We start from the raw sequence: 14,078 nt of genomic DNA, 5'->3' as shown, positions 1-14,078 counted from the left end.
CTCGGCGCACTCCCCCGCCCTGCCATGCCGCCGCGCCCCCGGCCTGTGTCAACCCACCCCGCTCCCTAGGAATGCCATGCGTTTCGCCACGTACGAACAGCACGGCCGCAGCCGTCTCGCCACCGTCGAGGACGACGGCGTCCTCTCCCCCTGCCCCGGCCGAGCCTCCCTTCTCGATCTGATCCAGGCCGGTCCCGAGGTGCTGCGCGAGGCGGGCAACGCAAGCCTGGACGTGCCGCGCGGGCCGCACGTCTCCCAGGTGCGATTGCTGCCGCCGCTCCAACCGCCGTCCGTACGCGACTTCGTCACGTTCGAGGAGCACGTCGAGGGTGTACGACGCAGCATCGACGGAGTCTCGGGCGCCCCGGACGCCTGGTACGACGCGCCCACCTTCTACTTCACCAACCCCTACGCGGTCATCGGCGCCCACGACGACGTCCCCGTGCCGCCCGGCAGCCAGGCGATGGACTTCGAACTCGAAGTCGCCGCGGTCATCGGCCGCGAGGGCCGCGACCTCACCCCCGAGCAGGCCCGCGACCACATCATCGGCTACACCATCTACAACGACTGGTCCGCCCGCGACCTCCAGTCCCGCGAGATGCAGGTCGGTCTCGGCCCCTGCAAGGGCAAGGACACCGCCACCACCCTCGGCCCCCACCTCGTCACCGCGGACGAGCTGGAGCCCTACCGCGACAGCGACGGATTCCTGCGCCTGGCGCTGACCGCCGAGATCAACGGCGAGGTCGTGGGCAAGGACCTGCTGTCCAACATGAGCTGGACCTTCGAGGAGATGACCGCCTACGCCTCCAGGGGCACTTACGTACGCCCCGGCGACGTCCTCGGCTCCGGCACCTGCGGCAACGGCGGCTGCCTCGCCGAACTGTGGGGCGTTCGCGGCGAGCAGGACCCGCCACCGCTCAAGCCCGGCGACATCGTCACCCTCACCGTCGAGGGCATCGGTACCGTCTCCAACACCGTGGTACCCGAGGCCGAACCGGTACCCGTCCCTCGCGCCCGCAGGCGCTCGCGAGCGCGCCCGTGAACCGCGCGGCGGGGAGCAGGCCTGGACAGTCACCGGGGACGCGCGGGCAGGGCACGGCCGAGGCGCCGGCCCGGGCGGAGCGACTGTCACGGCCGCGACCCCCGCGAAGCCGCACACCACAGCTTGATCCACGCCGACCAGGACTCTCTGACATCAGCCGCCGGACCTCGCGGCGGAGGAGCTCACCTTGACCATCCACCGGCGCCACGACGACCAGGACTGAGGGACCCACCATGAAGAAACTCCCCGGCAAGCGTGGCCGCGTCGCCGTCGTCGGTGCCGGCCCCGGTGGCATGGCGGCCGCGCTCTCCGTCCACCAGGCCGGTCACGACGTCGCGGTCCTGGAGCGTTACCCGCACGCCAGACCCGCCGGCAACATCCTCAACCTGTGGCCGCCACCCATCAAGGCACTCGGGCTGCTCGGAGTGGACACCGAGGACCTGGGTGCGCCCTGTACGTCCGAGTTCCGCAACGCCCGCGGCCGCCGCCGGGTCCGCGCGGCTCTTCCGGAGCAGGTTGTCCGCGACTACGGCGGCGGCTTCATCGGCCTGCTGCGCCCCGAGCTGTACGAGCGGCTGCTCGACGCTTTGCCCAAGGGAGTCCTGCAGGTCAACCACACGGTGGAGCGCGTCGAGCAGGACGAGAGCGGTGTGCGGCTGCACCTCGCGGACGGAGGAGTCCATGAGGCGGACCTAGTGATCGGCGCGGACGGCATCGACTCCCTGGTCCGCCGGACTCTGTGGGGTGACAGCCCCAAGCGCGAGCACAACCTGCACATCTTCGGCGGCTACACCTTCGACGAGAAGGTCGAGACCGAGCCCGGGATGTGCGTCCTCTCCCACACCCGAACGGTGCAGGGCAGCTGGACCGCCATCCGTCACAAGGGACGTGACGGCCACCAGTGGTGGATCCTCGAAGCATTCGACGCACGCCGGGAATTCACCGGGGACCTGCACTCGCACGCGACCAGCCTCGGCCAAGCCTTCGCCCGTCCGCTCCCCCAACTGATCGCCGCGACCGACCCCGCGCACGTCCAGCGCTGGGTGATCCGCGACCGCAAGCCGCTGAAGCAGTGGTCCAGGGGCCGCGCCACTCTCATCGGCGACGCCGCTCATCCCACGTCCCCGTACGCGGGGTACGGCGCGGGTATGGCCACCGAGGACGGCTACTTCATCGGCCGCCACCTGGCGGGGGTGGACCTGCGCGACTACGCCGCTGTCCGCCAGGCACTGGACGCCTTCGAAGCCCCGCGCAAGCCGCACACCGCCCGGCAGTCCCAGCAGGCCTATGCCCTCGGGCAGGTCTTCCATCACGCGCCGCGCGCTCTGCAACCGCTCCGGGACGCCATCCTGGACCACACCCCACTGATGCAGAAGGTGGTCGGTGACTCCACCCCCGGCTCGATCCTCACTCAGCTCGGTGAGATCGACCGGGCCGAAGCCCGCTTCACCGAGCTCCTCAGCCTCGGTGAGTCACCCGACACCGCTTCCTGAGCAACGTGGCTGGGGCCGTGCCCGCAGGTGTCCGGTGCGTCGTCGTCGGCCGTTCGCGGACACGTGCGTCTCCTGCGATCGCGGCAGACGGAGTGGCGAGGGAGGCGTGCACTCCCTGGTGAGCGGGGAGTGCACGCCCAGAGGGCTTGCGTAGTGAGCAGGGGTCGGCTTATTGCGCCGCGACGCGGCCTGAAACGGATTCTCCGGCACATGCGGACTCATCCGACCGTGTGAGCGCCTGGCGCACCGCGTCCGCGAGGGCGGGTGCCGCGTCCGCGTCCGCGTCGGCGATCCCGACGCCGTAACGGAAGCGCACGGTCTCGCCGTCCTCGATGGTCAGCTCCTCGCTGAAGAACGGTGCGGGATTGAGGCAGGCGAACTCCTCGGTCCGGGCGAACCACCGCGGCGGGTGGCTCGGGTTGGCCGCGTCGTCGACCATGAGCACGAGCGACTGCGCGTCCGTCCCGTCGTGGCGGCCCGCGAAACCCATCCACTCCATGCGCCGCCCGCGGACCTCGTCGCCCCCCAGGCCTTCCTCGGTCACGAACTGTCCGCCGGTGAACGACCGAGGGCCCCGCCAGAACAGGCCGCCGTAGCCGGCGTTCTCCCGTCCCTTGGTGGTCGGCGATCCCATGGCGACGTCCGTTCCGGAGACGTTCGTCATCCGCGTCTCGAACGTCAGCGCCCAGGCGTGCGGGGAGATCAGACTCGCTCGCAGTGTCCTGCGTTCGGTGAAGAACAGCTTGCCGGACTGAGTGGTCCAGTCCAGGTCGTGGGCGAACGTCGCCGTTCCGTCGGCCCTGTCCAGGGCGACGACCCGTCGGTGCGCCTGGGTTCCGTTGTTCTCCAACTGGACATAGAAGCGTCCGTGGATGTACGTGGGACCGCCCCAGAAGTTCTCCTCGCCGACGTGGGGCAGGGACCATGCGATGCCCTTGTGCCAGACGTGGTCGTGGGGACGGAACAGGCTGACCACCTTGCCGGCCCGGGTGCGCAGGGGGTGGAGGTAGGGCTTGGGCGATTCCAGCTGGACGGTGTCCGGCTGGTACACGTAGCGGAACAGCTCGGTGCCGCCGTCGCGGACCGTGACCGAGGTGCCGAGGTCGTGGCGGATGTCGAGCGTGCTCATACCAGGGCCTCCTTGACCCGATCCCACGGCACCGCGCCGCCGTCCATGCTGAGCATGAACGGGTCGTCGCCGGCCAGTTGCCCTGCTGCTACGCGCACTCCGCGGAACGCCGAGGCGTACGTCGCCGCCGCGAACTCCAGGGTGCGGCGCGCGTCCGGCAGGGAGACACCGGGTTCCTGACCGGTCTCCCAGGCGTCGAAGACGGCCTCGATCTGGAGCCTGTGGCCGCTGGTGAGGTCCGGCTCGTCGGCGGCGGCCCAGAGGGCCGAGAGCTCCTCGTGGCCGGGGGCCGGGGTGAACCGCCAGTGCTCTTCGCGGTAGCCGTAGAGGTGCTCGAGTTCGACCGTGGCGTACTCGAAGTCGAAGCGCAGGCGTGAGGTCTCCCGGGGGGACAGCAGGGAGTTGACCACCGTGGCGAGGGCTCCGTTGTCGAACCGGACGGCGGCCACCGAGACGTCCTCGGTGTCCGTGGGCCGGGCCTGGCGGTCAGCGAGTGCGGTGATCTGGGACCACGGGCCGAGGACCGACAGCATCAGGTCGAACTGGTGGATGCCGTGGCCCATGGTGGGGCCGCCTCCCTCGACGTCCCAGCGTCCCCGCCACGGCACGTCGAAGTACGCGTCGGGCCGGTACCAGAGGGTCTCGCAGGTGGCGACCAGTGGCCGGCCGAGTGCGCCGGCCGTGGCCAGCCGGCGCAGGCGTACGGCTGCCGCGCCGTAGCGGTGCTGGAAGACGGTCAGGGCCCTGGAGCCGGTCTGCTCCTGTACCGCGGCCAGTTCGTCCATCTCGCGCAGGCTCAGCGCCGTCGGCTTCTCCACCAGAGCGGTGACGCCGGCCCGCATCGCCATGGACGCCAGAAGTGCGTGGGTCTGCGGGGGTGTACAGATGTGGACGAGGTCGAGCTGCTCGCTCTCCAGCAGAGCCTTCGGGTCGCTGAAGACGTGCGGCACGGAGAACCGGTCGGCGAACTCGGCGGCGCGTGTGGGGTCGACGTCGGCGACGGCGACCAGCCGGGCGCGTTCTGGGAGTTCGGCGAGGGCTTGGGCATGGGCGCCGGCTATACCGCCGGTGCCGATGATGGCCGCGTGGTACGGCGGCCGGAGGCTGGGCATGGGTGGGGTTTCTCTTTCTTCTGGTTTCCGACCCGCTCTGCGCGGAGTTCCCCGGGGGCCGTGGGCGGCGGCGACGGCCCCCGAGGGAGAAGAAGTCACTTGGCCGCGTCGATCTCGCCCTGGAGTTCCTTGATGAAGGCCTTCGCGGCGGCTTCCGGCGAGGTCTTCTTGAAGTAGACCTCCTGGCTGTAGCGCTGCAGCTGCGGCTCGATCCCGCTTCCGCCGTTGGGGGTCACGACCGGCGACTCACCCGGTGTCACCGTGTTCATGTAGTCGGCTGCCGCCTTGTCGGGCCCGGTCAGACCCCCCTGGAGGTGCTTGAGCATCTCCTTGTTCGCGGGGATTCCGCGCTCCGTCTTGAGGATGTCGGCGGCCTTCGCGTCGTTGAGCACGAAGTTGACGAACGCGGCGGCCTCGGCCGGGTGCTCGCTCTGGCCGGAGACCGCCCAGTACATCGAGGGCTTGAAGAAGTTCGCCTTGGTGTCGCCGACGCGGGGCAGCTGCAGCAGCTTGAGCTTGGCGCCGGTCGCCTCCTGCAGCGCGGTGATCTGGGTGTTGTAGGCCCCCATCATGGCCGCCTTGCCGGTGGCGAAGCTGCCGGCGGTGATACCGGCGGTCTGGTCCTCGACCATCGTCGAGGCCTTGACGCTGGCCCCGGAGGAGATCAGGCCCAGACCGTACTTCCACATACCGGCGAGCGACTCGGCCTTCAGCGAGACGTTCCCGTCCTTGCCGAAGAGTTCGTTGCCCTGCTGGCGAGCCCAGTACTTGAGACTTCCGGCGTCGAACCCGGGGGCGCCGGCCACACCGTGGATCTTGCCGCCGCTCTTGTCCGTCAGCTCCTTGCCGATCCTGGCGTAGTCGTCCCACGTCCACGTCTTGTCGTCGGGAAGTTTCACGCCGTACTTCTTGAACAGGTCGGTGTTCACGGCGACGGACATGACGCCGATGCCGACCGGAAGCGCGTACTGCGTGCCGTCGACCTGCCCGGTGGCCAGGGCCTGGTCGTCGAACTGCGAGGTGTTGACGAGCTTCTTGGCCTTGCCGAGGTCGTAGAGCGCTCCGCGGTCGGCATACGAGGCGAGGTAGAGCTCATCCATCTGGATGACGTCGGGCGAGTCCTTGGCCGCGGTCGTCGTGGCGAGCGCGTCCCAGTATCCGGCCCAGTCCTTGTACTCTCCCTTGACCTTGATGTTGGGGTACTTCTTCTCGAACGCCGCGATGACCTCGTTGGTGAGCTGGGCGCGGGCGTCCGCTCCCCACCAGGTGGCGCGGATGGTGACCGGCTTGTCGCCGAGCTCGGGAGCGGCGCCGGTGCTGCCGCCGGAGCAGGCGGTCAGTACGAGCGAGCAAGAGGCGACGGCTCCGACGGCGACGCGTCTGAAGGGGCTGGCTTTCATGTGCTTCTCCTGTGCCTGATGGGTGGATCGGGTTGATGGCTGCGACGCGCCCGAGCGGTCATGACTCGTTCGCCTTCGCAGGTCCGGCAGTAGCCCCCGCGGTCACTTGCCGCCGGTGGTCGCGATGCCGCGCAGCAGGAAGCGCTGCCCGGCGAGGAAGACGAGGAAGACGGGAACGAGCGAGACCACGCTCATGGCGAACACCGAGCCCCAGTCCGTCGCGGTCTGCTGGTCGACGAAGGCGCGCAGCGCGAGGGGCGTGGTGTACATCACCGGGTCGGTGAGGTAGATCAGCTGGGTGTAGAAGTCGTTCCAGGTCCAGATGAAGGTGAAGATCGCGGTGGTCGCCAGGGCCGGGACCATCAGCGGCAGGATGACGTGGAAGAAGATCCGCGCGTGCCCGGCGCCGTCGATCCGTGCGGCCTCGTCGATCTCGCGCGGGATCCCACGGATGAACTGCACCATCAGGAAGATGAAGAAGGCGTCGGTGGCCAGGAACTTCGGCACGATCAGGGGCAGGAACGTGTTGACCCAGCCGAGTTCGGAGAACAGGACGTACTGCGGCACGATGATCACGTGGATCGGCAGCATGATGGTGACGAGCATGATGGCGAACCACACGCGCTTCGCCCGGAATTCGAGCCTGGCGAACGCGTAGGCGGCCAGGGAGCAGGCGAGGAGGTTCCCGAGGATCGCGCCGATCACGACGATCAGCGAGTTGATCATGTAGTGGCTGAAGGGTTGGGCGAAGGCGCTCCAGCCGTTGGCGTAGTTCTCGAGGCGCGGGTTCGTCAGGGCGAGTCCCGCGCTGCGGAAGATCTGGTTGTTGGGACGCAGTGAGCTGGCCACCATCCACAGGATGGGATACAGCATCGTCAGAGCGCAGAGAGCCAGCAGGCAGTGCTTGAGGGGGGCGCGCACCGCGCGCCTGCCCCGGCGCACCGGGTGAGGGCGGTCGACGGGCAGCGAGCGGGGTACGGCTACGGCGCGGTCAGTCATCGTAAAACACCCAGTACTTTGAGGCCCAGAAGTTGACGGCGGTGAAGACCGCGACGATGAGGAGCAGGACCCACGCGAGCGCGGACGCGTACCCCATGTCGAAGTGGCCGAACCCGCGCTGGTACAGGTACAGCGAGTAGAAGAGGGTGGAGTCGGCGGGGCCCCCGGTGCCACCGGAGACCACGAAGGCCTGGGTGAACGTCTGGAAGGCGTGGATGATCTGCAGCACCAGGTTGAAGAAGATGATGGGTGTCAGCAGCGGAATGGTGATGCTGCGGAACTGGCGCCAGCGCTTGGCGCCGTCGACGGAGGCGGCCTCGTAGAGGGAGACCGGAATCTGCCGTAGTCCGGCGAGGAAGATCACCATGGGTGAGCCGAAGGTCCAGACGTTCAGGACGATGAGGGTCGACAGCGCCGTTCCCGGTTCCGAGATCCAGCCCTGCCCCTGGACACCGACGAGGGCCAGGGCATCGTTGACGAGGCCGTTGGTCCCGAACATCGCGCGCCACAGCACGGCGATCGCCACGCTGCCACCGATGAGCGACGGGAGGTAGAAGACGGAGCGGTAGAAGGCAAGGCCCCGCACTCCCCTGTCCAGCAGCAGGGCGAGTCCCAGGGCCAGCGCCAGCTGCAGCGGAACGGAGACCAGGACGTAGCTGAAGGTCACCCCGAGCGACTTGTGCAGCCGCTCGTCGTGGAGCATCCGCGTCCAGTTGTCCAGTCCGCTGAACTGCGGCGGCTGCAACAGGTTGTACTTGGTGAAGCTGAGGTACAGCGAGGCCAGCATCGGGCCGAGCGTGATCCCGAAGAGCCCGGCGAACCAGGGCAGTAGGAAGAAGAACGCCGCCTTGTTCTGCTGTCGCGCGCCCCGTTGGGACCCGCGCAGCCGGCGTAGTTCGTTGATGGAGCTCACGGCACTGCTCCCTTGAGCGGCGGCATCGGAAACACAGTGGTGCGGGCCCGTCCCGGGCCCCGCGTGACCAAAAAGTGATCGTTCACTCTTCGGTTGCGAGGACCATAGTGAACGATCACTTTTTGCGTCAATAGTGTGTACGCTCTGACTTCCGTAACGTTGGCGGATGGGTGGGAGAAGCGGATGGACGGCGCTGACACGGCGCGACGACGACCGACGATCACCGATGTGGCGCGACTGGCCGGTGTGTCGCCCCAGACGGTGTCGCGGTATCTGCGGTTCAACGGCGGGCTGAAGCCCGCGACCCTGGAACGCGTGGAGAAGGCGATCCGTGAACTGGACTATCGCCCCAACCTGGTGGCGCGGTCCATGCGCACGCGGAAGACCGGCCGGCTGGCGCTCCTCATGCCCGCCATGGCGTTCAATCCGTCGCGCATGCTGGCGGGGGCCAGCTCGGCGGCTCAGACCGCAGGGTATTTCGTGGACGTCGTGAGTGCCGGTGGCGGCGTGGGAGCGAGGAGCGAACGCCTGCTGGAGCTCGCCGACTCGGGACAGTACGAGGGCATCCTCTCCCTCGCCCCCGTGCTCCCCTCGGTGGAGGCCAGACTGCACCAGAGGACGACCGTGGTGATCTCGGCCGACTTCGACGACGAGATGCGCGGCATCGGGGAACTGGCCGACGCCACCCCTGTCGTGCGGATGATCGAGCACTTGGTGGCGCTCGGTCACTCCCGGTTCTTCCATGTGGCGGGCGACGGGCACTTCGCTTCGGCGAGGGCGCGCAGGCAGAGCTATGTGGACACGGTCGAACGCCTCGGGGTCGAGTCCGTCGGCATCTTCGACGGCGACTGGTCCGGCGAGTCCGGCATCGAAGCGATCCGTTCACTCCCGAGCAGTGCACGTCCGACAGCGGTGATCGCGGCCAACGACCTCGTCGCCGCCGGTGTCGTCCGGGGCGCACGGGAGCGCGGCTGGGACGTGCCCGGCGACGTCAGCGTGACCGGCTGGGACAACGTCGGGGTCGGGCAGTTCATGACCCCGTCCCTGACCACCGTCGACGTGGATCTCGAACGGCTCGGCAGCAAGGCCATGGCCAAGCTGATAGCGGGCTTGACGAACACGGCGCCCGAGCCGAACGGGGTGTCCTTGTTCCGGGTCGTCTGGCGGGAGTCGACGGCCGAGCCGCCCCCCGGAAGCCGCCTTGCTCCGTAAGCGGTGACCGCTCCCGGGCACGGCCCGCGGCGGGCACCGACCGGACGTCCCGGCCTGGAGCGGTGACCGCTCCTGTCCACGGACGCCCCGAGCCGGCGCCGGCCGGTACCGCGCCGTCCCTTCCGCTGCACCGGCGGCCGGCCGCTGCGCACCGTGAGTCGGCACGGCACACGCCCTCACGCGGGTCGCGCCGGCTCGTGTCACGGGCTCCTGAGCGCGCGCATCGACATCAGTTCTGGTAGACGTCAAGTCGCCCGCACATCCCGAACTTCCCGCGAGCCGCGGGTTGTTCCGACCGTACGAGGGCATCGGAGAGGTGGGGGAACTCCCCCCGCTGAAGGGAGTCGAGCTGCGCGCCGGTGGCCGCGGCGGAGGCCTCGGCGCCCTGTCGCCACCGCTCGCGCCACTCGGCGATGCGTGGCCGTACGAGCGCGGCGGCGGCCCGGTGGAACGCGGCCAGAGCCTGTGGCCCCTGGGCCTCGCGCAAGGCCCGGTAACCCTCCAGGGCGAGGTCCCGCCGGGCCCGGGCGACGCGCTCCTGTTCCTCCTCGGGCGCGTCGGCCGGGATGGCGGTGGCGCGTGCGTAGGTCTCGGGATCGGTCAAGTACTGCGGGGGCAGCGTGAGAACCGCGTCCCCGGCTTCCGGCAGCCCGCTGTTCTGCATCAGGACGGTGATCCGCAGATCGCTCTCGTTGACCAGCCGGTGGATGGTGCCGGGCGTGAACCAGGCGACGGTGCCGGCCTGAAGCGGAGTCACCTCGTACCCGGACGCGGTCAGCGTCTGCACGGCACCTCGGCCGCCGGTGACGACGTAGGCCTCCGAGCACGCCAGGTGCATATGAGGGGTGCCGCCGCACACCCCGTCGACGGCAGGCCAGTCGTACACGGACAGATGGGAGAGGGCAACACCCCCGGGCAGTCCGGTGTGGGTTGTCGTCATGTTCGTCAGCACTCCCTTTCGTGACAGCAAGCGCTTGCTATCATCTCCTGAATTTACGTGCCTCTCGCCCAACGGGTCAATGTTCGGACTAAAATCAGGTCAGAAATCGCGAGCTCCAGGGAGATTGATGTGGGTAACGGGCCGGCAGGAAAAAGCCTCTACGCCTTCGGTGACAGCATCGTGCACGGACACGTGTATCCGCGCAGTTTCGTGGACCTCGTCGCCGAGCGCGAGAGCATGACCCTCGCCAAGTTCGCCCGGAACGGCGCGACGATTGGCGTCGACCCACATGCGTCCGGTGGACAGATACGTACGCAGGTCGAGGAGGCGCCTGACATCGCGCCGGAATTCGTCCTCTTTGACGGTGGCACCAACGACGCCCAGTCGATCTTCAGGGACCAGCGCTACGAGGTGGACGCCTACGCGGATGAGCTGGAGAAGACGCTGCACACGATGAAGCGGAAATGGCCGGCCGCCCGCATCGTGTACGTCGCCGCCCACAAACTCGGTTCGAGGGACTGGGACACTCAGATGGCGCTGCGTGAGGTCACGTTGCAGGCCTGCCGGACGTGGGATGTCGCGGTTGCGGATGTTTTTCGTGACACCACGTTCGACACCCGCGACGAAGCCCAGCGGGCGAAATACACATTCGACGGCCTGGTCAACGGTCTCCCCGGCACGGAGGGGTCGGGAACACACCCCAACATGACGGCTGTCACCCTTTTCTATGTGCCGGTGGTCAGCGCCTGCCTGCAGAAGATCTCATCACGTTGACCTGTGCGGCAATCAGCTCTGCCGGGCCGCATGCGGCCCGGCAGAGCTGATTTCTCATGTGAGAGATGTCAACGGACCGGAAATGGTCACTGGCCGTATCCGGTACCGCGCGAGACTCGGACGTCGTCCACGTGCACCGACCCGCGCTCACCGCCGTTCGCGTACCACGCGACCTTCGCGATTCCCGGCATCGAGGTGCGGAACGCGGCATCGGTCAGCATGCGCCGGCCGTCGATGTCCAGGTCGAAGCGCTGGTTCACGGTGTCCACGGTGAGCGTGATCCGGTACCACTTGCCCTGGGTATACGTACCGATCACCTTGTCCGTGGTTCCCTCGTACGCGTGGATCTGGCCGCGGGCGAAGGCCACGCTGACGGCTTGGGTGCCGCCGGCGTTGTACAGGTAGGGCAAGCCGAACCAGCCCGCCTGCGTGTCGCTGCGCATCACCTGTGCCTCGATGGTCACCACGCCCTGCAGCGGGGTGCTGAAGAGCCGGGCGAGGTTGGTCCCGTCCGCGCCGCCGCCTTCGATGGTGCGGGTCAGCCGGACGCTCTTGTCCGTGGCGGATGGCGTCGCCACCACGGAGACGTCGTTGTTGGTGGAGATGACTCGCCATCCGTTCGTGCCGTTGGCGAGCGCGCCGGTGGGCCGGTTGTCGAACGTGTCAGAGAAGGCGATGCCGGGCGCGCCGCGTTCGAAGGCGCCGATCTCCGGACCGGTCCCGATCGGCACAGGGGCCCCGGCGAAGTCGAGGCCCCCGTTGCCGGTGACGGTTGCGCCGGCGTCGACGAACGGCGATCCGGACTGGAGCGCGAAGTTCGCCGCCGTGCCCAGCCTCGTGCCGTTCTCGTCGCCGTAGGGTCCCGTGACGGAGGGGTTCACGAACTGCGGAGCGCCGACGACGGCGTTCGCGTCGGACGAGGGCCGAGTCGTCAGGTTGGATGAGTAGCCGTTGTTGTTGTAGACGATGCTCGACTGCTGCTTGAACTCGGGTGCTGAATTTCCGGAGACGAACAGGTTGTTGGTCAGCGTCACCTTGCCGGAGGCACCGCCGCTCACCATGGTCTGCGAATCGGGGTTGGAGAAGGTGTTGTTGTAGACGTGCGCCACCGAGCCCGTTGTCTGCGACATGTGGAGGTTCCACCGCTCGCTGCCGGTGATGACGTTGTAGCGGACCACCGCGCTGCCGAACCTGACCGAGGAGTTGCACGCGCAGAGCAGGATGCCGTCGCCGTTGTCGTGCAGGTAGTTGTACTGGAAGAGCTGGTTGGTGGTGCCGATGTCGGGGTCCAGACCGTTCGCGTCGGCACTGCCCCCCATGTGGTGGGTGCCCATGACCTCGTTGTGCTGGACGGTGACGCTGTCGGCCATGTTGGTCTCGACGCCGGAGACGCCGACCCGGTCGATCACGTTGCCTTCGACGAGTGCGTCTCGGGTGCCGGTGACATAGATGCCGTTGCCGCCGAAGTCGGTGTTCGCCTGCGTGATGTAGTTGCCGCGGATCGTGACGTCGGTGTGCGGGGTGAAGCGGGAGTCCGTGGCCGTGGCGCGCTTGCCCCAGCCCGTGAAGACGGCCCCGGGCGCGTCACCGGCGTACTGCTTCGTCACGATTCCCGCGAACGAGGTGTTCTTGATGGTGGAGTTCTGCACCGTGATGTCGTCGAGCACGGTGGGGGCGCCGGGCGCGGCGATGTCCTGGACCGTGGTGAGGAAGGCGATGCCGCCGGTGTTCTTCGAGCGGTCCCAGCCGTTGTTGAAGGTGATGCCCGGCTTGTTGTTGGCGGTGTTGCCGCCGATCCACCTGACCTCGCCGGTCACGTCGTGGACGTCGACCGAGTCGATCACGAAGTGGTGCAGGGTCTGGCCGTTGTCGCCGAGCACGCCGATGCCGCGGAAGTCGCCGAGCTTCGAACCGTCTGTCGTCCCGGTGGGCACCGCGTTCGACACGTCGAGGTTGCGGATTTCCCAGTACTGCTGGTTGAACAGCCGCACCGCGTCGCTGACCGTGCCCTGGCCGGCGATCTTCGGCTTGGCGCCCGTTCCGTAGCTGTCGATGGAGATCGGGGCGCCGTCGGTGCCGGACCCCTTCGGCCACAGCTGGCCGACCCAGCTGTCACCGGCCTCGAAGCGAATGGTGTCGCCGGGCTGGAACGTCTTCGAGTTCACCTTGCTCAGTGAGCGCCAGGGCGCGCTGCTGCTGGTGCCGCTGTTGCTGTCGTTGCCGCTCGTGCTCACGTAGTACGTGGTGCCCGCGGCGTAGGCTCGCTGCGCGGGGACGAGCACGATCGACGCGAGCACGACGGCCAGCGCACACAGTGCGGCGGCTGTCGCTCTTGATACGAGTCTTCGGTTGACGGTCATTGTCCTCTTCTTGTCGTCTGTGATGGTGAGGAACTGGCTCCTGTCGTGACGCCTGCGGCCGCGATGTCCCGTAACGACTCGGGGCACGGGCAGTTCGGGACTGGGCGGCGGACCCACCAGCGGGTGCCCGACGACATGGGCGCGGGTCTGGTCGGACATATCCCATCGGGGGCTGAGCTCAGCAGCGGCTCCAGGAGCCGTGCTTCCCGTGTCACAGTGCCTCCCGGATATGAAGCCGGCCGTCAGGAATCCTCATGCCTGCCCCCTGGGGCTGCATCGGGAAAACGTATTCCGCGCAGTGTGCCCAGCGGTGCCTGAGTGCGTCAAGGTTTCGCGCAGATGAACGCGCGGGCGGTGTGGAGGGCGCCGCCGGAAGCCGGCGGCACCATGCGACGGCGAGCCGTGAGGCAGCCCGGCCGCTTCGGCCGGCGCCCCGCACTGGCTGCTCAAGCACCCGTTTCCCGGCGCGTGCACGGGAGATCCCCTTCGGAGGGAGTGCGGGTGTGAGTGAGGCTGCACGGAGGCTCGGTCCCGAGTCGGTCGCGTGGGATCGCCGAGGTGGGCGCGCCCGGTCGAAGGTGTCCTCATCCGTCCTCATCCGTCCTCATCCGTCCTCACGCGGTGGGAAATCGCATTCCGATCGGGTGTTCCATGATCGAAGGCGCACGCGTCGGTCAGCGCGGAGGAACGCGTCCTGGACGTGT

General features: G+C 68.3%; 11 protein-coding genes. 4 read left to right on the top strand and 7 right to left on the bottom strand.

Annotated elements, in window-relative coordinates:
- The first annotated feature begins 76 nt into the window (after positions 1–76).
- Together ACFU3E_RS25540 and ACFU3E_RS25535 are read left to right on the top strand one after the other, a co-directional pair.
- Positions 77–1,042, top strand: coding sequence for a fumarylacetoacetate hydrolase family protein (locus tag ACFU3E_RS25540; protein ID WP_384162589.1), 966 nt, complete (start codon positions 77–79; stop codon positions 1,040–1,042).
- Between the two features lie 233 nt (positions 1,043–1,275).
- Positions 1,276–2,535: an FAD-dependent oxidoreductase gene (locus ACFU3E_RS25535; RefSeq protein ID WP_384162586.1), complete on the top strand. Its 1,260-nt coding sequence runs from the start codon at positions 1,276–1,278 to the stop codon at positions 2,533–2,535.
- 169 nt (positions 2,536–2,704) lie between these two features.
- Here the strand turns inward: ACFU3E_RS25535 and ACFU3E_RS25530 are convergent, their stop codons facing one another.
- From ACFU3E_RS25530 to ACFU3E_RS25510, 5 genes are all read right to left on the bottom strand, one after another.
- A complete protein-coding gene (locus ACFU3E_RS25530) occupies positions 2,705–3,664 on the bottom strand; it encodes a PmoA family protein (RefSeq protein WP_384162582.1) in 960 nt (319 codons plus the stop codon).
- The gene (locus ACFU3E_RS25525; protein WP_384162579.1) at positions 3,661–4,776 is read right to left on the bottom strand and encodes a Gfo/Idh/MocA family protein; all 1,116 of its coding nucleotides are present in this window, start codon (positions 4,774–4,776) and stop codon (positions 3,661–3,663) included. The genes ACFU3E_RS25530 and ACFU3E_RS25525 overlap by 4 nt, the downstream gene beginning before the upstream one ends.
- Positions 4,777–4,871: 95 nt before the next feature.
- Positions 4,872–6,176 (bottom strand): ABC transporter substrate-binding protein, encoded by a 1,305-nt coding sequence (locus tag ACFU3E_RS25520; RefSeq protein ID WP_384162576.1) that lies wholly within the window; start codon positions 6,174–6,176, stop codon positions 4,872–4,874.
- 102 nt (positions 6,177–6,278) lie between these two features.
- On the bottom strand, positions 6,279–7,175 hold the full coding sequence (locus ACFU3E_RS25515) for a carbohydrate ABC transporter permease (protein ID WP_384162573.1): 897 nt from the start codon (positions 7,173–7,175) through the stop codon (positions 6,279–6,281).
- The gene (locus tag ACFU3E_RS25510; RefSeq protein ID WP_283970782.1) at positions 7,168–8,088 is read right to left on the bottom strand and encodes a sugar ABC transporter permease; all 921 of its coding nucleotides are present in this window, start codon (positions 8,086–8,088) and stop codon (positions 7,168–7,170) included. Before ACFU3E_RS25510 ends, ACFU3E_RS25515 begins: the two co-directional genes overlap by 8 nt.
- Positions 8,089–8,271: 183 nt before the next feature.
- Here ACFU3E_RS25510 and ACFU3E_RS25505 point away from each other — a divergent pair, with 183 nt between their 5' ends.
- Positions 8,272–9,300 (top strand): LacI family DNA-binding transcriptional regulator, encoded by a 1,029-nt coding sequence (locus ACFU3E_RS25505; protein WP_384162570.1) that lies wholly within the window; start codon positions 8,272–8,274, stop codon positions 9,298–9,300.
- Between the two features lie 229 nt (positions 9,301–9,529).
- Here ACFU3E_RS25505 and ACFU3E_RS25500 read toward each other — a convergent pair whose 3' ends face one another.
- A complete protein-coding gene (locus ACFU3E_RS25500) occupies positions 9,530–10,240 on the bottom strand; it encodes a cupin domain-containing protein (protein ID WP_384162567.1) in 711 nt (236 codons plus the stop codon).
- 129 nt (positions 10,241–10,369) lie between these two features.
- Here ACFU3E_RS25500 and ACFU3E_RS25495 point away from each other — a divergent pair, with 129 nt between their 5' ends.
- The gene (locus tag ACFU3E_RS25495) at positions 10,370–11,014 is read left to right on the top strand and encodes an SGNH/GDSL hydrolase family protein (protein WP_384162564.1); all 645 of its coding nucleotides are present in this window, start codon (positions 10,370–10,372) and stop codon (positions 11,012–11,014) included.
- An 86-nt stretch (positions 11,015–11,100) separates the two neighbouring features.
- On the opposite strand, the gene ACFU3E_RS25490 is transcribed toward ACFU3E_RS25495, so the two are convergent.
- A complete protein-coding gene (locus ACFU3E_RS25490) occupies positions 11,101–13,374 on the bottom strand; it encodes a right-handed parallel beta-helix repeat-containing protein (RefSeq protein ID WP_384162561.1) in 2,274 nt (757 codons plus the stop codon).
- Positions 13,375–14,078: the final 704 nt, after the last annotated feature.

Origin of the sequence: Streptomyces sp. NPDC057424, from assembly GCF_042803315.1 — a bacterium.
GTDB lineage: Bacteria > Actinomycetota > Actinomycetes > Streptomycetales > Streptomycetaceae > Streptomyces.
This window is presented reverse-complemented; position numbering and strand designations above follow the sequence as displayed.

Excerpts from the sequence above, each read along its gene's own strand:
- ACFU3E_RS25505 (WP_384162570.1), top strand. The coding sequence starts at position 8,272 with ATGGACGGCGCTGACACGGCGCGACGACGACCGACGATCACCGATGTG.
- ACFU3E_RS25500 (WP_384162567.1), bottom strand. The coding sequence starts at position 10,240 with ATGACGACAACCCACACCGGACTGCCCGGGGGTGTTGCCCTCTCCCAT.
- ACFU3E_RS25540 (WP_384162589.1), top strand. The coding sequence starts at position 77 with ATGCGTTTCGCCACGTACGAACAGCACGGCCGCAGCCGTCTCGCCACC.
- ACFU3E_RS25490 (WP_384162561.1), bottom strand. The coding sequence starts at position 13,374 with ATGACCGTCAACCGAAGACTCGTATCAAGAGCGACAGCCGCCGCACTG.
- ACFU3E_RS25525 (WP_384162579.1), bottom strand. The coding sequence starts at position 4,776 with ATGCCCAGCCTCCGGCCGCCGTACCACGCGGCCATCATCGGCACCGGC.
- ACFU3E_RS25520 (WP_384162576.1), bottom strand. The coding sequence starts at position 6,176 with ATGAAAGCCAGCCCCTTCAGACGCGTCGCCGTCGGAGCCGTCGCCTCT.
- ACFU3E_RS25515 (WP_384162573.1), bottom strand. The coding sequence starts at position 7,175 with ATGACTGACCGCGCCGTAGCCGTACCCCGCTCGCTGCCCGTCGACCGC.
- ACFU3E_RS25530 (WP_384162582.1), bottom strand. The coding sequence starts at position 3,664 with ATGAGCACGCTCGACATCCGCCACGACCTCGGCACCTCGGTCACGGTC.
- ACFU3E_RS25535 (WP_384162586.1), top strand. The coding sequence starts at position 1,276 with ATGAAGAAACTCCCCGGCAAGCGTGGCCGCGTCGCCGTCGTCGGTGCC.